The 20,948-nt window shown below is 42.6% G+C and carries 20 protein-coding genes; 8 read left to right on the top strand and 12 right to left on the bottom strand.

All coding sequences use genetic code 11. The features are described 5' to 3' along the window. Positions 1-103 precede the first annotated feature (103 nt). Complete coding sequence (locus FN815_RS05780) at positions 104-682, top strand: DUF502 domain-containing protein (protein ID WP_142453679.1); 579 nt, start codon at positions 104-106, stop codon at positions 680-682. Between the two features lie 82 nt (positions 683-764). Here FN815_RS05780 and FN815_RS05775 read toward each other — a convergent pair whose 3' ends face one another. The 7 genes from FN815_RS05775 to FN815_RS05745 form a co-directional block, all read right to left on the bottom strand. Then, positions 765-1,694: a ferredoxin reductase domain-containing protein gene (locus tag FN815_RS05775; protein WP_142453678.1), complete on the bottom strand. Its 930-nt coding sequence runs from the start codon at positions 1,692-1,694 to the stop codon at positions 765-767. Positions 1,695-1,906: 212 nt separating this feature from the next. Continuing rightward, positions 1,907-2,485, bottom strand: coding sequence for an NAD(P)H-dependent oxidoreductase (locus FN815_RS05770; protein ID WP_142453677.1), 579 nt, complete (start codon positions 2,483-2,485; stop codon positions 1,907-1,909). An 82-nt stretch (positions 2,486-2,567) separates the two neighbouring features. Then, on the bottom strand, positions 2,568-3,131 hold the full coding sequence (locus tag FN815_RS05765; RefSeq protein ID WP_142453676.1) for a Crp/Fnr family transcriptional regulator: 564 nt from the start codon (positions 3,129-3,131) through the stop codon (positions 2,568-2,570). A 104-nt stretch (positions 3,132-3,235) separates the two neighbouring features. Then, entirely contained in the window at positions 3,236-3,802 is a 567-nt protein-coding gene (locus tag FN815_RS05760) for an outer membrane protein (RefSeq protein WP_142453675.1), read from the bottom strand. 66 nt (positions 3,803-3,868) lie between these two features. Then, positions 3,869-4,567 (bottom strand): hypothetical protein, encoded by a 699-nt coding sequence (locus FN815_RS05755; protein WP_142453674.1) that lies wholly within the window; start codon positions 4,565-4,567, stop codon positions 3,869-3,871. Positions 4,568-4,631: 64 nt separating this feature from the next. Continuing rightward, complete coding sequence (locus FN815_RS05750) at positions 4,632-5,000, bottom strand: response regulator (RefSeq protein ID WP_142453673.1); 369 nt, start codon at positions 4,998-5,000, stop codon at positions 4,632-4,634. A 106-nt stretch (positions 5,001-5,106) separates the two neighbouring features. Further along, on the bottom strand, positions 5,107-5,985 hold the full coding sequence (locus FN815_RS05745; protein ID WP_142453672.1) for a hypothetical protein: 879 nt from the start codon (positions 5,983-5,985) through the stop codon (positions 5,107-5,109). Positions 5,986-6,089: 104 nt separating this feature from the next. Here FN815_RS05745 and FN815_RS05740 point away from each other — a divergent pair, with 104 nt between their 5' ends. Continuing rightward, complete coding sequence (locus tag FN815_RS05740) at positions 6,090-7,202, top strand: FAD-dependent oxidoreductase (protein WP_142453671.1); 1,113 nt, start codon at positions 6,090-6,092, stop codon at positions 7,200-7,202. Here FN815_RS05740 and FN815_RS05735 read toward each other — a convergent pair. Both FN815_RS05735 and FN815_RS05730 read right to left on the bottom strand, forming a co-directional pair. Further along, entirely contained in the window at positions 7,195-7,593 is a 399-nt protein-coding gene (locus FN815_RS05735) for a MerC domain-containing protein (RefSeq protein ID WP_185957183.1), read from the bottom strand. The genes FN815_RS05740 and FN815_RS05735 overlap by 8 nt on opposite strands. Before the next feature lie 25 nt (positions 7,594-7,618). Next, positions 7,619-7,993: a Fur family transcriptional regulator gene (locus FN815_RS05730; protein ID WP_142453669.1), complete on the bottom strand. Its 375-nt coding sequence runs from the start codon at positions 7,991-7,993 to the stop codon at positions 7,619-7,621. 147 nt (positions 7,994-8,140) lie between these two features. On the opposite strand from FN815_RS05730, the gene FN815_RS05725 reads away from it, so the two are divergent. Continuing rightward, entirely contained in the window at positions 8,141-8,983 is an 843-nt protein-coding gene (locus FN815_RS05725) for an endonuclease/exonuclease/phosphatase family protein (RefSeq protein WP_185957182.1), read from the top strand. 320 nt (positions 8,984-9,303) lie between these two features. Continuing rightward, on the top strand, positions 9,304-11,610 hold the full coding sequence (gene bglX, locus FN815_RS05720) for a beta-glucosidase BglX (RefSeq protein ID WP_142453667.1): 2,307 nt from the start codon (positions 9,304-9,306) through the stop codon (positions 11,608-11,610). A gap of 512 nt (positions 11,611-12,122) precedes the next feature. On the opposite strand, the gene FN815_RS05715 is transcribed toward bglX, so the two are convergent. Continuing rightward, positions 12,123-12,818, bottom strand: coding sequence for a Bax inhibitor-1/YccA family protein (locus FN815_RS05715; RefSeq protein ID WP_142453666.1), 696 nt, complete (start codon positions 12,816-12,818; stop codon positions 12,123-12,125). 202 nt (positions 12,819-13,020) lie between these two features. Here FN815_RS05715 and FN815_RS05710 point away from each other — a divergent pair, with 202 nt between their 5' ends. Then, complete coding sequence (locus tag FN815_RS05710; protein ID WP_142453665.1) at positions 13,021-13,224, top strand: YgaP family membrane protein; 204 nt, start codon at positions 13,021-13,023, stop codon at positions 13,222-13,224. An 80-nt stretch (positions 13,225-13,304) separates the two neighbouring features. Here the strand turns inward: FN815_RS05710 and prfA are convergent, their stop codons facing one another. After that, on the bottom strand, positions 13,305-14,384 hold the full coding sequence (prfA, locus tag FN815_RS05705; protein ID WP_142453664.1) for a peptide chain release factor 1: 1,080 nt from the start codon (positions 14,382-14,384) through the stop codon (positions 13,305-13,307). Positions 14,385-14,530: 146 nt separating this feature from the next. Between prfA and FN815_RS05700 the strand changes: the two genes are divergently transcribed. After that, entirely contained in the window at positions 14,531-15,691 is a 1,161-nt protein-coding gene (locus FN815_RS05700; RefSeq protein ID WP_142453663.1) for a 5-(carboxyamino)imidazole ribonucleotide synthase, read from the top strand. A 445-nt stretch (positions 15,692-16,136) separates the two neighbouring features. Here the strand turns inward: FN815_RS05700 and FN815_RS05695 are convergent, their stop codons facing one another. Continuing rightward, positions 16,137-18,428, bottom strand: a complete 2,292-nt coding sequence (locus FN815_RS05695) for a Periplasmic ligand-binding sensor domain-containing protein (RefSeq protein WP_221930254.1) — start codon at positions 18,426-18,428, stop codon at positions 16,137-16,139. A 786-nt stretch (positions 18,429-19,214) separates the two neighbouring features. Here FN815_RS05695 and purE point away from each other — a divergent pair. Together purE and FN815_RS05685 are read left to right on the top strand one after the other, a co-directional pair. Further along, the gene (gene purE / locus FN815_RS05690) at positions 19,215-19,700 is read left to right on the top strand and encodes a 5-(carboxyamino)imidazole ribonucleotide mutase (RefSeq protein ID WP_142453661.1); all 486 of its coding nucleotides are present in this window, start codon (positions 19,215-19,217) and stop codon (positions 19,698-19,700) included. A gap of 47 nt (positions 19,701-19,747) precedes the next feature. Next, the gene (locus tag FN815_RS05685) at positions 19,748-20,947 is read left to right on the top strand and encodes a hypothetical protein (protein WP_142453660.1); all 1,200 of its coding nucleotides are present in this window, start codon (positions 19,748-19,750) and stop codon (positions 20,945-20,947) included. Position 20,948 lies beyond the last annotated feature (1 nt).

Genomic DNA, 20,948 nt, shown 5'->3' with positions numbered 1-20,948 from the left:
CGGGTGTAATGAGTTCAATTGCCGTCTAATTTTCTTTCTTTTTAGACATTTATGACCATTATCTGTTAGATTCATCCCTCCTAAGCAAAAACCAATTTTTCCTATGAAAACACTGTTGAATTATTTTCTGCGGGGGATGCTTCTCATCCTTCCATTTACAGTAACAGCTTATTTCATGTATGTAACTGTTATTTGGATGAATGACTTCTTCAATGAATTATTATTCAGCTGGTTTGAGTATGAATACCAAATACCCGGCCTGGGCATCGTAGCAGGTTTTATACTGATTACTTTTTTCGGCTTTTTGATCACTCGTACATTCGTTAAACCCGTAGTGTACTTTTTTGAAAAGCTGCTGACCAAAACGCCCATTTTCAACATTGTGTATTCTTCCCTCAAAGATTTGACGGAGGCTTTTGTGGGAGACCGAAAGAAGTTCAACAAACCCGTATATGTAGAATTCAGTGAGCCTGCAGGCATGAAACGGTTTGGTTTTATCACCGAGGAATCGCTGGAACACTTTGGTCTTAAAGATGAAGTGGCCGTGTACTGTCCACATTCCTACAACTTTTCAGGAAATTTATACATCGTACCCCGTGAAAAGGTAACGCGCATTAAAACCGATCCAACCAACTTTATGCGGTTTGTAGTTTCCGGCGGAGTTACCCGGATTCAATCGTAAAGCCTGATTCTGATATCCCTAAACAAAAAAGGAGCAATGATTAATCATTGCTCCTTTTATTCTATACTCTAATTTGAAGAAATTAATACACCTCTTCAAACGTACGGGCGCCGGGTTTAACGTTGCGCCGCATTTCTTCCCAATCCCAATCGTCTGGATGCAGCTTGGCAAAATCCCCTTTGATAACCAGGTATTCTTTAAAACCGCCCCGGGCCAGATTTTGATAAATACCGGTTTCCATCCCTTTCAACCCACAAATATAAATGAGCGTATTCTCCTGCTCAAAAATGGGATTGAGCTGATCCTGGCAATCTTCAATAGAAGTTTGCACATATTTTTTGGAACCGTCAGCCCGGCGGTCTTCCCTTGAGACACAGGTGATATACTGGAAATTCTCGTGTTTGGCTTCCATCTCCCTGAAATAATCCGGATAGATTAAATCTGTGCGATATGGACAGCCAAAAACCAAGGCTACCTGCCCTTCAAAATCATCATCTTCAAACAATTCCTTAATCATTCCGCGAAAGGGAGCGATTCCGGTACCCGTGGCAAAAAACACATAATTGAAATCTTTGGCATTTTCCGGCATCAAAAACCGCTTACCACTGGGCCCTGTGGCTTGTACTTTTTCTCCGGGTTTGAGATCTGCCAGATAATTTGAGCAAATGCCGGTATACAAACTGCCATCTTCAAGTTCTTCAATAGTACGCTTTACCGTGGTGGAAATAAGATGAGATTTTCCATCCTCTCCTTTGGTAGGCGAGGACACAGAATACAATCTAAGTTTGTGAGGCCGCCCCTTTTCATTTTGTCCAGGCGGCAATATACCTATCGACTGACCTACCCGTACCCGGCCTTCCAGATCGGTGCCGGATACATCAAAGGTTACATGGCGTACAAAATTGGGGCTGCTTTCCTGTGTACAAATATAGTTTTCTACTACGGTGACTTCGGTGGGATCCTTAGGTGAATAAATATTTAATTCAACTTCAGGAAGTACAATTTCTGACATCTATTTTTGAATTTTTATAATGGTGAGAATGAGATTTAATTAAGTACCAGTCTCAACAACAAAGCAACACCGTCCATTACTGAACGGCTAACTAAAATAGAATAATTATAGGATTAAAACTAAAAGCCAATCCCGGATATATCCCTCCCATTTAGTTTGGGGAGCTGTTTCCATTGCTTCTTCCTTTTCCTATCACTCGGTTTCATTATATCCTACTTTTGTTTCTTTCCCAAGCGGTACATTTTGCTCAACCACTTCTCTCTTTGCTTTTCGTCGGATGCTTTAATACTCCCCACATAACTCACCCTCACCGGTTTTATCCCGCAAAATTGTAACGTACTTTTTTTTAGCGCTTTTATGCTGGGGCTTCCAAAAAACAAACGGTAAAACCATCCGGGCTGATCCATGGTAGTAATTATGCGCGCTGTTTTCCCTTTCAGGTATTTATCCCACCAGGGAGAATCTTCCCGATACTTAAATGCAAAGCCAGGTAAAAATATCCGGTCTATAAAGCCTTTTAGCAGTGCCGGTAATCCACCCCACCAAACCGGATGCACCCAAACCAAATGATCGGCCTGTTTGATCTTCTCACGAGCTTCTTGTAGATCTGGTTCAAGTTCCATTCGTTTCTTGTATCCGAATTTTAAATTGGGGTCAAAATCCAGCTTTCCCACTTCGATTTGTTGAATGCCTGCGCCGGCCTCTAAAGCTCCTGTTTTATAAGCTTCTGCAAGAGCATGATTATAACTATCCGGAGAGGGATGACCGTTGATAATGAGAATGTTTTTCATGGATTGATGTCTTCTTTTGGTTGCTTTCTTTACGTTCATCAGCAACTTAGTGCGACCATCTTAATTCCCACAGGACATATGTCTATAAAACCACTTCACTGCGTATTCGGCTGAGGTGACGGGGTGTTATCCCCAAATATGAGGCAAGATATTGCAAGGGTATCTCCTGCAAATAATCCGGGTGTTCTTTTACCAGCTTCTGATAGCGCTGGCGTGCGTCAGTTTTTTGATACGAAAACACCCGCTCTTCCATCGCCAAGTATTCCTGTTCGGCAAAAAACTTTTGCAACCTGATCCAGTTCGCGCTCTCATTTTCAAGTTTCTCAAATTCCTTCTTTTGTATCACCCTCAATTTGGCGTCTGTCACAGCTTGTATGTTTTCCGGGGTCGGACTGCCGGTGATCAGTGAGGAATAAGCTGTCATAAACCGTTTTGAAAAAGTGATACAATAGGTAATCTCTTCTCCTTCACTATCGGTGTAATATGAACGCAGTATTCCCTTTTCAACAAATACCACTTCCCGGCATACCTGTTTTTCCCGGATAAAATACTCGCCCTTTTCCAGTCGCCGGTGTTTAGTTAAAGACCATAACTGGCCAATCTCCTTATTGGTGAGAATATCGAGTGCCTTCAAATACTCTTTCATGAACTAATACATTTGTGAATCCATAGAACAAGATCACTCAAAATAAAAAAATCCTGCCCGTTTTACGGAGCAGGATTCGGGGACTTAGTTCTTAGCGTATATGCTTAGAAATAAAATGTTAAACCGGCCGATATCACATTCCCGCTAAATTCTTTTTCTGTGATGTCATCATCACCGTTTAGGAACAAGTAGCGGTAATCTACATTAAGTGCGGCTGATTCTGAAAGAGCAATATCAGCACCGAAACCAAGATGATATCCAAGGTTTACTTCAGTATCATCATCAGGGTTCAGAAAGTCATCATCATAATCATAGATGGTGTAGTAGGCTCCCAGTCCAGCTAAGCCATAAGGGGATAGATTTTTTGCTATAGGAGCAAAAACCATGAGAGAGCCTGTTACAGGAATTTGTCGCACTGTAACGTCTCCACCGGTGGTTGTATATCCTTGTTCACCTCTATATTCTGCAGAAAATTCTGCGCCAAAATATTTTCCTTTTGTTCTGGATTGAACTCCAATAAACATTGTACCATCTTCCGCATCAGGGGCTTTGTAATAACCAATTTTAGGCCCTATACCTGAAGAGTTTTCGATTAAATACTCTTGCGCCATAGCTTGGCTGGCAAAAGCTGTGAGTAATCCAACGGATAACAATGTAAATAGCTTTTTCATAGAAATTATTTTTTATTCGTAGTTCAATGATTGTTAGCTAATTCGAAAGGTTTTGTTCCGAATAATCTATTGGTTGCTGATCCGGTAACGAATAAGTTCATCTACAGAAGGACGAGTTCCTGTTTCTTCTACACTTTGTTCTTCTATTAGTCTCTCCGCCAATTGGTGAGTTACGTTTACACTCCGCATTCTGATCAGATTTTCTTTGCTAAGCTCTTCCAGGGTATATCCCAAATCCATCATATTACTGGTAAAAAAGGCGGTCACACTTCCTCTTCTTAGGTCAATGAGATCTTGCACACTCAGTTCGTAACCCAATTCTTTCATCATGCGCGTGAAAGTAGCACTCACATCCGCATTTTGAAGTTCTACCAATTGCTCAAGCGTTAAATCCGTATATCCGGCTTCGCGCATCTGTGAGGTATAAGTAGCTGTAACTCCTTCTTCACGCAAATCTATGAGTTGTTCTCTGCTTAATTCCCCGTAGCCCATTTCTTGCATCCAGTCGCCCATGCGGTTCAGTAAATCTTCACTGGGCTGATTGAAATTCTGAACTACTCCTTCAATTGGGTTAAAGTCGGCAGACTCATCAAAGCGAGAGCCAGCATAAAAGGTAAGCGTTGCAATAAAGGCTAAAAGTAAAATGTAACTGGCTATTTTAGAACTGGTTACCTTAGAGCTATTTCCTGAACTACCGGAGTATAGATGTCCTTCTTCTTCGAGATCTCGTAAATCGTTTTTTAGATTCTTAAATTTTGTACTCATAACATGCTGTGCGTTTAGTTTGCAAACACGTACGAGCGAAAAGCCTTAAAGATGCATCCTGAATTTACGGTACCAGATCAAGAGAACGGCTGAGTTCACCAATGGTGAACGGCTTGGAGATTAAGTCCACACAGTCGGTTGCCCTGGCACGGTCATAATTTGCTTTATCTGAGTTTCCTGTCAAGTAAATGACGTTGGTATCGATATGCTCACGGATGATGGAAACAGCTTCAATACCATCCATTTCCCCTTTTAAGCGAATATCCATCAAAATAATATCGGGTTTATGCTCCTTGGCCATTTCTACAGCTTCTTCACCAGATGCGGTTTTGCCAACCAGGGAATGTCCCAATTTTTTGATCATATTCTCTACGACCAAGGATATGATCATGTCATCTTCAACTATCAGTATTTTACTTTTATTCTTAGCCAATGCTCTGTCGGTTCTGATTAATAAACAGTGGAATATACTATTATAAAGTAAAACCTTTGTCAACCACCAAAAATTTGGTGTAAACAAATATTAATCAATCAATTTGTTAGGGTATAATTTCACCCATTGGTACTAATTTAACCAAAAATCCCTCCTCAATATCAATAAAGGCATACCAACCTGCAAAGTCTTGGGCACCATAGCGTACCGAAACCGCCCAGCAGGTACGCAGTTCAGTATCTGTGTCTGAGATTATCGGCAGGTGCACCATCTCTGGTTCTGTGCCCACATCTTCTTCCTTTATCGTGTAAATCTTTTCTTCACCGGTGAATGAACGCATATCAATTTCCCAGCCAACCATGCCTTCCTGCACATCCTGATAACCATAATTAATAAACTCAGGCACATTAAACTCGGGGTACCAATTTCCCCAAATCCGGTTGACACCGCGGGCATCCATTACCACAATAATTTCAGTGCCAATAACTTTAGCAGAGTCGACAACCTGCTCAGCAAAGGTCAGTTTCCATTCAATGTTTACGCTGTTTTCGTCGGGACCGCCGCAATTTTGAGTGCATCCGGGCAAAGGTATAATGGCAGTTAATTCCAAAGCAGTAGTATCTTGTACGCCTGTAAAGTCCCGGTTTTTCCATAACGCCTTTTTTGCTGCCGACTCGAGTGTATCAAGTTCTGACATCTCAATGCGAACAACCTCTCTGTTTTGACGGTCACAAGGATTTCCTTCCTCACCAAATAGCACCGTGCTATAACCCGTATAGCCAAACTCATTTAAAGTAGAACATAAAGTACTATCGTTGAGCGCATGATATTCTTGATTCAAACTCTCCAATTCACCCAGTTTCAGTGCAGGAATTCGGGTAGGATATTCGGTGTCTTCATCCAGCACCAGCAAATCACAGGATATCAATCCCCCGGCTACCATCATCAACAATAAAAATGCAGTACTTATTTTTCTTATCTGCATGATATTACTTCCTTCCATTGCGGGCAGAAATTACTATAATTGCTTTTTGGATACAACGGAAGTCTTCAACTAGAATCATCACCGGATAAAGTTATTATTTGTACATGAAATCACAGAAAAACCTTTGCGTTATCGGCGGCGGAGTTAGCGGGTTAAGCTGCGCGATATTATTGCAAAAACAGGGATATAATGTGACCATTTTCACCGACGAAAATCCACGAAAAACTTCCGGGAATCCCGCCTTTTCAAGCATTTACCCGGCCGCTTCCATAATCCCGCATTCGATTAGTTCCGAACATACGCTTGCTCTTTTTGAAAGCAGCCTTCAACAGTTCAGCAAACTATATGATCAACAATTTCCCGGGCTTAATATTCATACTCATTTTGAACTTTTTGTGAATACTCATCCCAAACCCGATTATTTGGAATTGATGGATAACACCGAAGCCTTTCATGACTTCAATAAAGGTTTTTATCCCAAACATCCGGATATGGAAATTACAGATGGATGGAAATTCAATTGTTACTTTGCGGACTGGAGTCTCTACTACCCCGCCCTCATTAACCTGTTTGAAGAGCAAAAAGGAACGCTGAAAATAGTTCATCTTTTGCCTGAGGACCTGCCCCATCTTCCCTTTGATATCATAATCAACTGTTCAGAGATGGGAGCCCGCAAACTATTTGGTGACGAACATGGACTCATTTACAGAGGTCACCTGATCCATGTTCGAAATGCACCGGCCCTTAAAAGCCCGGAAGATGAAACTATCTCCTACAATTTCTCTCCCGGAACAGAGATCTATGCGTCAGAATACGGCAATCCTCAAGATGTGTATTTTTACCCCCGTAGCGACGGATGGGTTTTAGGTGGCAGCCGGCAAAAGGGATTTTTGGGTCCACTTGGGGAATGGGAAGGGGAACAAGTGGTAGCTCCTTACAGAGAAATTGATGGCAGCCTTGTGCCTGCTCAAATTCCTGAACTTCACAGCAAAATACTTGGTCACACTTTTGGGGTAGAGCTTGAAGAGTTTGCCAACTGGAGTGTCAAAAAGGGATATCGGTACCTGCGTAAAGAAGAAAATGGTCTTCGGCTGGAGAGTGAACATCTGCACTCCAAACTTGTAATCCACAATTACGGACATGGTGGCGCGGGGGTGACCCTGAGCTGGGGATGTGCCCAAAGAGTTGTGGAGCTATTAGAAGAGGCTATTAGCTAGCCTGTGGTACCGGGTGACTTTTGCTTTTATAATTCAGCCAATGTCCCCGAATTAATAACATACTGCCCACAAGCGTAACACCTGCCTCGCCATATTCACCCAGCTGATGGTTAAAGAACCAAGCCAGGAAAATGACAATCAGTCCTGCAAATAAGTAGTTGGAGACTGCTTTGAGGTGATCACGGTTCTTAATAGACAAAATCACGGCAGGAGCGATAGCCAGGAAAAATACCAGGTGCGTGTACTCGTGAAATTCTTCTAAAGCCGGCCATAGAGGGATCAATGATACAAATACAGGAACCAGCAAACAGTGTACGGCACATAAGCCAGACAAGCCAATGCCCAGGCGGTCCCAAAATCCTTGTTCGGTTTCTTTTTGTTGTTTATTCATAAGAGATGATAAGCCCTTCATGGTTTCAGGCACACTGTGCACATACCCCGGAGATAAGGCCATTAAAGTTTTGAGCTACGTACCCTGCGGGCAGCTTAATTTCTATTTCACGGGATAAGCATTCCACTTTACCACAATTTTTACATCGAAAATGAAAGTGATTGTGACTGTGATTTTCTTTTTCACACCCTTCACAAAGGGCAAAATATTGCTTTCCATTTTCGCCAATTACCCGATGCACCATGCCATCTTCACAGAAGCGGTTCAAAACCCGGTATATGGTAGCCCGGTCCACCTCGATGTCCAGCTCCTCCTGAATCATCTGATGACTCATTGCCGAACTGGCTGCTTTCAGGGTAGAAAGGATTTGCGTTGTAGATTCTGTTTTTCTTCTTGCCATACTATTGCGACTGTGTTGCAATAATAAGAATTATCCTGTTTGCAAACAATAGATACAGTCATGAAATTTTTGGTGGCAGTTCTTTTATTTTGGTAAGATATTCACACACCAATACTCAGCTCAAACCTCAAAATCACCACTATGTTCATGAAATATCTTTTATCCTTACTTGCTCTTTTACTATTTACTACCGGAACGTATGGGCAATCTTATTCTGCCGCCACGTATAACATCCGGGTGAGCATGCAAAGTGACGGCGGCGATTACTGGGAATTTCGCAGGCAGAGAGTAGCTAACCAGCTGGCACGCCTTACTTTGGATATCTTTGGTACACAGGAAGGCCTTGAGGAACAGATCCGTTATCTGGATCAAAAATTCCCTGATTTTAGCTATGTAGGGGTTGGGCGTGATGACGGAGAAATCTCCGGTGAATACACAGCTATTTTTTACGATGATACCAGGTTTAATAAAGAGAAATCCGGCACTTTTTGGCTTTCTGATACTCCTGATGAAGTTTCCACCGGTTGGGATGCCGCTCTGCCCCGTATATGCACCTACGTTCTTCTGCGGGATGAATCCAATGATCAACACCTATGGGTATTCAATACGCATCTTGACCACCAGGGTGAGGAGGCCAGATTAGAATCGCTAAAACTCATCCACCAAAAAATTGAGCAACTGAATACAGCGGATTACCCGGTCATTTTAATGGGAGATCTAAATGCCCTGCCTGACTCCGAACCAATAAGCTACCTCTCTGAGAAAATGAATGATGCACGAAGTATTACTCAAAGTGAACCGGAAGGTCCCCTTGGTACTTTCAATGGGTTTGACATTTCTAATCCCCTGGACCGAAGAATTGATTACATTTTTGTAAGCGATGAAGTACAAGTTGATAACTATGCGGTGGACCATGAAATCAGTTACTCCCGCACCCCTTCAGATCACTTGCCGGTCATTATTGAGTTCTCTATTTCTTCGGGAAAATAGTATCACACAAAAAGCTAGATCACTAACAGAATTTTAGCCTCTTCCATCTGAAGAATCAGCAACCTGAGCACGTGTGGTTTATGAACAATTGAGCACTAAATGGGCAGATATTTTATCCATTTAATCAATCTAATTTAGTAAATAAGCATAATCTGGTCTTTTATTCTTCTCCTTTAACTCGCTAATTCTTCTAATATTTATCAAAAATCAGGTTTTCCCTTCACTTAAGTTCAATAAGGAACAGTAAGTTTCATTTATTTATTAAAATAAATTTACTTAATATTCGGCAACCAACTAATTATAGCCTAACCGTAAACAACATGAAGACAATTCTTGCCTGCATCACATTCTCTGTGTTGCTGTTATCATGTAAAACCGATACTGCCGTGGCACAACAAACAACCCTCATCGAGCCTGAAATTGAACAAAAAGTTGAAGACCTGCTGTCAAGAATGACACTGGAAGAGAAGGTGGGTCAGATGAACCAATATAATGGTACCTGGGATGTCACTGGGCCGCCTCCAACAACGGGCGATAATGCCAACAAATACGAAGCACTTGCTTCAGGTAAAGTAGGCTCTATGCTAAATGTGCTGGGCGCCGAAGCCACCCGCGAAGCCCAGGAGATTGCTGTTGAGGAAACCCGCTTGGGTATTCCCCTTATTTTTGGCTACGATGTAATCCATGGATATAAGACAATTTTTCCCATTCCCCTCGGTGAAGCTGCCAGCTGGGATCTGGAAGCCATCAAAAAGAATAATACGATAGCTGCTAAAGAAGCAGCATCAGCCGGCATCCACTGGGCATTTTCGCCTATGATGGATGTTAGTCGCGACGCCCGCTGGGGACGAGTAATGGAAGGAGCCGGAGAAGATCCATACCTGGCTTCCAAAGTTGCAGTTGCCCGTGTTCAGGGACTTCAAGGTGAAGACCTCTCCGACCTCAACACGGTTGCAGCCACCGCCAAGCACTTTGCAGGTTATGGTTTTGTGGTAGCAGGACTGGACTATAATACTACCGAAATCAATCGAAACACCCTTTTAAACATGGTACTCCCCCCCTTTAAGGCAGCCGTTGATGCCGGGGTAGCTACCGTTATGAACTCCTTTAACGATGTAAATGGAATTCCCGTGACCGGCAATGCTTTTTTGCAACGTGATATTTTGAAAGGCGATTGGGGATTCAAAGGTCCCATTCTTTCTGACTGGAATACTATTGGTGAAATGACGATCAACGGATATGCAGCCGATTTAAAAGATGCCGCATACAAAGCAGCCACCGGCGGAACCGATATGGATATGGAAACCCGCGGCTACGAGCAACATTTGGTGGAGTTAGTTGAAGAAGGGAAAGTAGACGAAGCCCTTATTGATGATGCTGTTCGACGCATCCTGCGTGTTAAGTTTCAACTGGGACTTTTTGAAGATCCGTATCGCTACTCTGATTCTTTACGTGAAAACCAAAATACTTACACAGAAGAAAATCGAGCGGTAGCCCGTGAAGCGGCACGTAAATCTATCGTGTTATTGAAAAATAAAAATGATGTACTGCCACTGTCCAAAGACCTTGGCTCTATTGCTGTAATTGGTGATTTAGCGGATGACAAAGATACCCCTATCGGAAGCTGGAGAGCACAGGCTACGGCAAACTCTGCAGTTTCTCTTTTAGAGGGTGTTAAAGCTGCCGTAAATGATGGTACCGAAGTTCATTTTGCCCAAGGCTATACGCTGGCAATTGGTGACCGTGCCTTTGTTAACGAACTAACCTTTGCCGATGATGATGGTTCTGATATTCCCGAAGCGGTGCGACTCGCTCAAAACTCAGATGCGGTAATTGTAGCCGTGGGCGAAGAGGCATTCCAAAGTGGTGAAGGCCGCAGCCAAACCGATATCAGCCTGAAAGGCAAACAATTGGAATTGTTGCAAGAACTCAAGAAAGTGAATGATAATGTAGTGGTTGTGCTGATGAATGGCCGCCCCATTGCCGAGCCTTGGATGTACGAAAATATGCCCTCTATCCTGGAAACATGGCACCTTGGAACCGAAGCCGGCAACGGCATCGCCGATGTTATTTTTGGGGATTATAATCCAGCCGGAAAATTACCAGTGTCCATTCCCCGGTCTGTGGGACAAGTTCCCATCTATTACAACCACGTGAGCACCGGCCGGCCCAATGCAACTCCGGGGCAACCCGAGATGGTATTCTGGAGCCACTATACCGATGAAGAAAAAACTCCTCAATATTACTTCGGCCACGGGCTCAGCTATACCACCTTTGAATACGACAACCTGAAGCTGAGCAAAGATTCCATGAAAATGGGCGAAGCAGCCACTGTTTCTGTGGAGGTTACCAATACCGGTGATCGAGCCGGCGAAGAAGTGGTCCAGCTTTATATACAGGATGTAGCGGCCAGTACCATTCGTCCTGTAAGGGAGCTAAAAGGTTTTGAAAAACTCATGTTTGAAGCTGGCGAAACCAAAACCATCACCTTTGAACTGAACGAAGAAGTGCTGGGCTTTTATGGTGCCGATGAAACCTTTAAGGCAGAACCCGGCGAATTCAAAATTATGGTAGGTGGCAACGCTACAGATGTGCTCACCGAAAGTTTCTCACTCAACGAAAAATAAGTAGCGTAGAATGCGCTTGGTTTTGAGCCCGTTTGCAACAACCTGCAAGCGGGCTTTTTTATTGGATGACTTGGAGTGGATTACCGTATTGGAGCAGAGCCTCCATTTAGTATTTGGGAAAGCCTGCGTTAAAAAAATTTATCCATGGAATTCGGGTAAGTATTTTAGGAAAACTTGTTCTCTATTGGCCAAACCTCCAAGGATTTTAAATCCTTGGAGGTTTTATCCTAAATTATTAATAATCACTTTCTAATTATTTGGGTTTTTACCTTGTATGAGTGCCTATAAACGAGTACATAGATCGGGCAGATTTGCCCGCCCCGTTTGCCACCATTCAAGTAACCTATTTCGGGTATGGACGGATAAATCTATCCGTCCAAAGGGGGAGGTCGCCTGGTATAGCCCCGATAGTTTTTTAGCTCAAGTGCCGCTTTAATATCACCCCACAAAAAAGGGAAGGCGCTGGTGGCACCTTCCCTTTGCAAGAACTGTATTTCTTTTGAGATTCTTCCCTACTTGCGATCTCCAAAAATGCGCAGCAGCATGATGAAGAGGTTGATGAAATCAAGGTACAAGGCCAAAGCGCCCATAATGGCTCCTTTGCTGCCCTCTTCGGAATTAATATCCATTTCCAGGCTCATGCGTTTAATTTTTTGGGTGTCATAGGCCGTTAATCCCACAAATACCAGTACACCAATATAGGTGATGCCCCAATACAACGTTTCATTGTGCCAGAAAATATTTACCACGCTGGCAATGATAATTCCGATCAGGCCCATGAACAAGATATTGCCCCAGCTGGAAAGGTCAGACTTTGTGAAGTAGCCATAGGCGCTCATCACCCCAAAAGTACCGGCGGTAATAAAAAAGGTGGAGGCAATAGAGCCTGCTGTATATACGAGAAACAGGATGGAAAAAGTGAGCCCATTTAAGGCCGAATACAATAGAAATAATCCAATGGCCATGTTGGCATTCATCCGCTCAATGGCGCTGGAGAGCCAAACGACCAATCCAAGCTCGGCAATCACAAGAATAAAAAAGACGACCTGATTGCCGGCTATGATATTAATCATGGTTTCGGAACTAGCCACGCGCATGGCTACGAAACCTGTGATGGCCAGGGCAAGCGCCATCCAGCCGTACACTTTATTGATAAAACTGGTCTGTATGGACTGGACCTGTTCTGCTGTTAAATGTTGTGTGTTCATTTTCAGTAATATTATTTAGTGAGTGAAAACTTTTACCTGCGAATTTTGTAACTACCAATAGTTCACAAAACCTTCAGAAACTCTGTTTATTGTGGCATGAAAATACTAAAATTCTTTGCTGTGTGCGTACTCTGTCTGCTATTAGTTACGGCCGTAGTATTTTTGATTGACTGGTACTTATAACGATAAAAATGAGGTAACTATGAAAAAGAATATGGGATCTGCCGATAAAATCATTCGCTTTATTTTAGCTGCCATCTTTGTGGTTCTCTATTACACTGGAACAGTTACAGGTACATGGGGCATCGTGTTGCTGGTGCTTGCCGCCATCTTTGTACTCACCAGCCTGGTAAGTTTTTGCCCGCTGTATGCTCCATTTGGTTTAAGCACTTGCAAGACTAAATGACCTCAGGGATTAAAAATTCAAGATTTAAAATTAAAGATGATTCAATTTTTAATCTTGAATCTTAAATTTTAAATCTCAACCTACTGCTCCGCCATGGCATTTAGCTTATCCAGGTTTTCCTGAACGCGGAGCGCATCTATTACTTCTCCGATATCACCTTTCATGATGTTATCGAGGTTGTACAGCGTCAGGTTGATACGGTGATCGGTAATACGTCCCTGCGGATAATTGTAAGTGCGGATTTTTGCGGAACGGTCGCCAGTGGAAACCTGGCTTTTACGTTCTGCGGCCCGCTCTTTCTGCTTTTGCTCCAGTTCGATGTCGTACATTTTGGAGCGCAGCATCGTCATTGCTTTTTCTTTGTTTTGATGCTGTGAACGCTCTTCTTGGCATTCTACCACAATGCCCGTAGGCTCGTGTGTAAGACGAATAGCCGAATCCGTTTTGTTTACGTGCTGGCCCCCGGCGCCACTGGCACGGAAAGTATCCACACGGATATCACTCATGTTTAAATCAATGTCCACTTCTTCCACCTCAGGCAATACCGCTACGGTAGCTGCAGAGGTATGCACACGGCCCTGACTTTCCGTCTCTGGAACCCGTTGCACGCGATGCACGCCACTCTCGTACTTCATCAACCCAAAAACTTCTTCGCCTTCAAGCGTGAATACGATTTCTTTATATCCGCCCTTTTCTGAGTCTGCAATATTCATGAGACTCATCTTCCAGCCCTTTTTATCGGAATAGCGACGGTACATATCAAACAAATCACCGGCAAAAATAGCGGCTTCATCGCCGCCAGTGCCCGCACGGATCTCCACAATGGCATTTTTGGAATCCTCGGGATCTTTAGGAATCAATTTCATCTTGATCTCTTCTTCCAGCTTCACCAGCTGATCCTTAATCTCGGCATTTTCCATCTTCGCCATCTCGGTAATCTCCGGGTCCTCATCCATCTCGATGAGCTCTTTATTTCCCTCTTGCCGATTCTTCAGATCTTTCCAGGTATCATAATCCTTCACCAGTTCTTCCAGATCACTACGTTCTTTGGTGAGGGCGGTGTATTTATCCGGGTCGTCAAACACAGCTGGGTCGCTCATCGCTGCATTTACTTCTTCGAACCGGGATTTAATTGACTCTAATTTTGCTTCTATATCCATAGGTTGGGCTGATTTTTATCGGCTTCAAAATTAAGAAATTCGTCTGTGTATTAATAGACGAAAACCAAAGCACCTAAAGTTTTGTTTACTTCGGCAATAGCAACGCATAACTCAAAATATTCTTACCTTTAAAAGAAAAACCCGATATGTCACGTACATCACTTCCTGCTACACTCAAACTTGGATTTTTAGGCGCCGGACAGCTGGCCCGCATGAGCGCACTTGAAGCTTTTCGTTTTGGTATTCAAGTCGCTGTTTTTTCAGATCGAACCGAAAACGAACCGGTCCAATTCATGACGCCTTATTCCACCTCCGGATCTTTTGATTCTGTGGATGACATGGTAGAATTCGCCAAAGGCTGCGATGTCATCACTCTGGAAAATGAATTCATCAGTTCAGACATCCTGAAGGAAGTTCGTGATAAAAGTGGCACGCCTATCTATCCCTCTCCTGAGACTTTTGCCCTCATCGAAAACAAACTCATTGAGAAACAGACTTTTGAAGATGCCGGCATTCCCGTAACGCCTTACAGTTTGATTAAGGATGAATTGGATTTGAAGGATTTTGGGGAAGAACACGGCTGGCCGTACCTGCTCAAGTCATCCAAAGGCGGATATGATGGCTATGGAAACGAAACCGTCAAAAACTTGGAATCAGCCAAAGAAGCGTTCGATAACCTGGGCGGTAATGCCGGGCAGGACATCATTGCCGAAGCATTTGTGGATTTCACCAATGAGCTGGCGGTCCAAGTAGCCCGAAACGAAACCGGTATAGCCGTGTATCCTTGCTGCGAAACCGTGCAGGAAGATCACATTTGTGTAGCCGTTTTATCCCCCGCACCTGTTGACTCACACTTCCAGGAACGTGCCCAAGAGTTGGCTGTGAAAGCGATGGAAGCTATTGACGCAAAGGGTATCATCGCTTTTGAATTTTTCTTGACCGAAGACGGTGAAATTCTGCTGAATGAATCAGCCCCGCGCCCACACAATTCTGGTCACTACACTATTGAGGGAGCGGTAGCTTCCCAATTTGAAAATCATGTGCGTGCTGTGCTTGATCTCCCCCTTGGCTCTACCAAACTCAATAAACCCGCCGTGGCCATGATCAACCTGCTGGGAACCCATAAACGTCCGGCTGAGACCGATCACATTAAAGAAGCCTTAGAAACTGAAAACGGTCATTTGCATGTCTATGGAAAAATCGACAGTAAAGTAGGCCGCAAGATGGCACATTACACGTTATTGGGGGACAATCTTGAGGAAACCTATAAAACGGCTATGCATGTAACCAGGAATATTGAGATTTAGGGTAGGAAATTTGGAATGCTAAATGTTGAATTTTGAATTGGTTTTATCCTGATATCTGAAACCTGATTCGGCAATCTTTAACATTTTCATTTGCCTTCAAACAGCACGGCGTTACTTTTTGAGGAACCCCTAATTCGGTTGAAACAGTGTCTCCAATGAGCATTCCGGCTCGGACAACCTGTATAATAACTCAAATTTTTTATGAAGGTTCATTAATTATTTAGGAGAAAAACCTGGAAGGGTTTAGAACACTTCCAGGGTTGGCTCAAATAAGCTGTTTTCCCTAATTAAACTTCATGTCAACAATGGAATTCTTTTCACACAGTCTGGGAGTACCGGAATGAGGAAATAACTCAGCTCTCCAAGCAACTTGATATTCAGGTTAACTGATTGCGTATCTGCATTCTCGAATATTAAATCTGACGATACAAGTTGCCAGAACATATTATTTGATCAACATCATTTTTTTGGAAGTGGTAAACTGCTTGCTTTCAATTCGGTAAAAATAGACACCACTTGAAAATTCCGTAGCATCAAATGTTACCTGGTGTTGTCCGGCACTTTGGGTTTCGCCGTTAACCAGCGTGGCTACTTTTTTACCCAAAACGTTGTACACACTTACCGTTATTCCATTCACTGCTTCAGGTAGATTATAAACTATATTTGTAGTTGGATTAAACGGGTTCGGGTAGTTTTGTTCGAGCGTAAATCGTTCAGGCGTATCGGGTTCTGATTCTGTCGGTACCGTTATTCCGGCATTAAACTTATAAATTCCATTAGGATAAGATGCAATCCAGGTATTACCGTTTCCATCATGTTTAATGTCATAAATTCCTTGTGAGTTTGGTAAATCATGGATTACCCATTCTTCCTCATCTACTTTAAATACTCCAACACTTACATTGTTTCTATTGGATAATTCCATCCAAATATTTCCATCCGAATCTACTTCCATTGCTTCTGTAGCGCCAGTCTCTTTTCCCTCAGGAAATTGATATGTTGCTAAATTTTCACCATCCCATTTCCTGAGGCCGTCTTCATCTAAAAACCATAGATTGTGTTCTTGATCAGCCGCTAATTTTGTATAACCTACAGTCAGAACCGAATCAGGATAGGGGCTCCATTTGGACCATTCATCTCCGTCATATTGAATAAGATGCAAACCCGTTGAGGTTGATGAGGTAGCATATATAAAGTCATCGGGACCCTGTGCAAAAGAAAGGACAACGCCTCCTATCGTTCTAGTGTCCATTGGAAAGTGAGTGAAATCCTCCCCGTCATACATTAAGATCCCGCCATCTTCCGTTTGGTAGTGGCCAAACCACATGTTTCCATCGCGGTCTTCATACATTCCCTCTCCGTAAAAGCCCGGATATTCGTCCACAATATGAAATTCACCCTCTTCAAGATAGGAAAGGTCATCGCCTGTAGTCCCAAACCATACGGTGCCATCAGAAGCTGCATGAATTTTCCAGGAATATTTGTCTGCTAATCCGTCTGTTTCATCGTAATAGGTCCAGTCGGTACCATCAAAGTATGAAGTACCGTAGAATCCACTCGCCCAAAGGCCGTTTTTCTCATCAACCGACAAGCCAAGTATAACATTTGAAAAAAGTCCGTTATCAGACCAAGTGGAGTAAAAAGCCCAAGTGTCCTCCTCTTTGAGAAAAACCCCGGCTTTTTCGGAGGTATTTTTCAAAAACATATCGGAGCCATCCTGATTACTTACTATTGTCTCAATAGCTGAAAAATCCTGTCCATCGACAATTTCCGGCATTTCACTCCAGGATGAGCCGTCATAAACGAGGACATTGCTTCCTTCCTGGGCACAATACAATTGGTTATCGGACCCTAATGTTAAATCCACACAGTAGGAATCAAAAATTTCAGAGGTATCGTCATAATTATTCCATTTGCTGTATTCATAATAGGCGATGCTACTGTCGGCTAAACTACCCCAGACAGTTCCATTGTAGTCTGCAGCTATTGCGATGATGTCATCACCCAAATTACTGTTGTCAGGAGTAAAGGACTGAACATAGTTTAAGGATGGTTCGAAGACGGCAATTCCGCTGCTTGTTGAATCCGTAGGTTGCACAACAACCCAAACCCGGCCGTCATCATCAACCGTCATTTCCCGGGCACCTGCTAAGGACAGGTTATCAATGATTTCATAATCCATGGTATCGGAACGAGCTATTACCGTTTCTTGGTCAGGATCATACACGGAAATCCCACCAATTTTTTCTAACACCTGTTCCTGTTGTCCTGTTTCAGGGTCATAGTTATTAGAATAATCGGGCTGATGATAGATCCACAATCGTCCTTGTGAGTCTAATATGCCTTGCTGCATTTGGTTCGACATGGTATCAGAATCGGCTAATTGATAACTGGAAATCTCCTCCCAATTACTGTCATATTGATAAGCACCGTAATTTGTTAACACCCATATATTCCCGTTTTGAACTTCGATCATATCCAACGGAGGCCCCGCCAGTTCTTCTCCCACTTCAAGATGGCTCCAGGTTGACCCATCTAATATATCAACTGCATAATTGGCGTACCCAGAAGACATGAAATAATACCGTCCCTGACTGTCTGCAAATCCATTAACATTATAATACGAAGAAAGTGAATTTTCTCCCGTATTTCGTGGAGTTAGGTGGGCCCCAATTTCTTCATTATTTCCTACTGAGGTTGTTTGAGAGGGTTTATACGCACTTGATGCTCGCTCCAAGTGTCTATTTTCGAGCAGTTCTTTTTTATCAAGTAAAGGCAATTGAAATTGTTGGGCTTGAGCCGGTATATGACATGCATAAGCAATTAAAAGTACACAACTTAGTAGCAGTAATAATCTATAGGGTTTCATTATATTTCTAATTTATTTAAGGCTATATTTTCTACTAGTTATATCGTTATATTGTAAAATTACGTTAACGAAATAATGAAAACTATCAAAAAAAATACACGACATGGGTATGTAGTTTTTGTGGTTCACAGAAACTTTATATTGTTATGTCATGTTGAAATGTTGGTTAGCAATATGTCATTTCGTTCCAACGCATGGCCCCTGTTCTTCATGTGGTTAGTTCCGTTACTTTTATCTCGTATATTTACTTTATATGAATTAACACACATCGCAGCCAATGCACCACGGCTCGCCTGAGCCGTGCATTTTTTTGTCGATTTCTAATAACATCCTATATTCATCTACTTACCCTCATCCCCACGGCCCTGTCTCTGATTTGCAGCAAGCTGAAATCTGTCTCTCTCCAAAGAGAGTTAGGTTTTCTTGCCTAATAAAACAGGTAAACATATACCAGCAATTTATCGAAAGCCAAGAACCCTGTGTCCCTCATGGAGGGACCGGAAAATCAGCTTGCTGATTTTGCAGGGAGGGAAGTCATGCCTTTCTGCCAGACAAAAACCCAGAAACATTTCCCCTTTCAGAAATTCTGATTTCTGAGTTCTGAATTCTATATTCCTTCTCAATTATTAATTCCAAAGCAAGTATATCCAAATCATGAGCAATCCAATCGTCGGCGTAGTAATGGGAAGCGATAGTGACTGGTCTACCATGAAAGAAGCCACTGAAATTCTTGACCACTTTGAAGTACCTTACGAAAAACGCGTGGTTTCAGCACACCGTACCCCCGATGTGATGGCCGAATATGGAAAGGAAGCCAAAAGCCGTGGTATTCAGATTATTATTGCCGGGGCCGGTGGTGCTGCTCACCTGCCAGGTATGCTGGCCAGTCACACTACCCTGCCGGTAATTGGAGTACCGGTTAAAACTTCGGCTTTAGGTGGCGTGGATAGCTTGTACTCCATCGTGCAGATGCCCAACGGGATTCCCGTAGCTACTGTAGCCATCGGTAAAGCTCAAAATGCCGGCTTACTGGCGGTACGCATGCTGGCCATGAATGACAACCAACTCACCTCCAGATTGAAAGCTTATCACAAAGAAATGGCGGATGCTTCAATGAAAAAAACGGAGAATTTGAAATAGGTCTCTAAATTCCGCATTATCTGGCAATTAATTATAAACCAGTCAAGATGGAAAAGAGAGTCATCTTATTTACACTTTTGCTTTTCGGAGGATTAAGCATTTCTCAATGCTCACTGATTGATGGGGGACAAGAAACTATTGATGGGCCACACTATGTATTTTTGGTTTTCAATGAAAATGAAGTTCAAACCAAACCACTAAAACTGGGTCCAGACTTTGGAGAAGGATGGTGGCAAGATCAATTATATATCACATTAACAAATGAAAAACACCTTGCCATACACCCTGGGGCAAGCACTATTTTAATCGCTTCAAAAGATCTAAAATATATTTCGCGGTATTCATTGTCTTATGATGATAACCAACTGGGACCTTGGTTTAGGCTGATCAGGAATAAAGATATCGTAAGATGGGATGATGCAGTATCTGATTCGGTGGTTACCTCAATTACCGTACAAAAGTTTAATACAGAAGATCCAAATAATCCGTTCTACGAAAATATCTATGAATTACATGCAGAACGTCCTTCTCAAGATCGGTTTCTAAGTAAAACCATCTCTTCACATCGCATCAATCTAACAGGCTACGAACTATATGGCTATAATGTAATGCAGATGATGGTTAAAGATAGTTTGGGTACCCGGCTCTCCATGAATCCTTATTATCACCTTTTAAATGCTATTGAAGTACCAAAATTTGAGTCAAACTCAGCCAATGCAGTAAAGATTGATAACGTACCAAGTCTGGATATTCCCTTTAAATATTATGCTGGCACTCTGAATAACCGGTTTTCGTTTGTTATAGGTTATAGTCGTGAGCTTCTGGTTTTTGACTCTAAGACGGGTCCATGGAATACAATCTCTACCCAATTAAGCCCCTACTTTGGTTTTATTAACACTACTACAGCCATCACTGATTCTTCTCTGGCTTTTGTAAATAGCAAGGGATTATGGACTTACAACCCCTTAACAAAAAAGCTCGTTAAGCTACATCCATTTGAAGAGTCTACCCAGGATGCCGTTGTGCAATATGATGAGCAAAAACAAAAACTACTGTTGATATATCACTATAGAGAAACCGAAGGTCACACTTTTACAGGACGTGAGTTTCTAAAAGTCTTTTCATTTGATAACTATGGCCAAAAGACGGAAGTATTCACTAAAAAATTTCCTGATTCTCCATCAGCGATTTCAAACTTCATAAAAGTTGATGGAATGTATTATGTCATCATAAAAAAGCATTCCTGAT

Source organism: Gracilimonas mengyeensis (assembly GCF_900182705.1).
Lineage (GTDB): Bacteria > Bacteroidota > Rhodothermia > Balneolales > Balneolaceae > Gracilimonas > Gracilimonas mengyeensis.
Note: the sequence above shows the minus strand (reverse complement) of the source record. Positions and strands in the feature narration are given on the sequence as shown.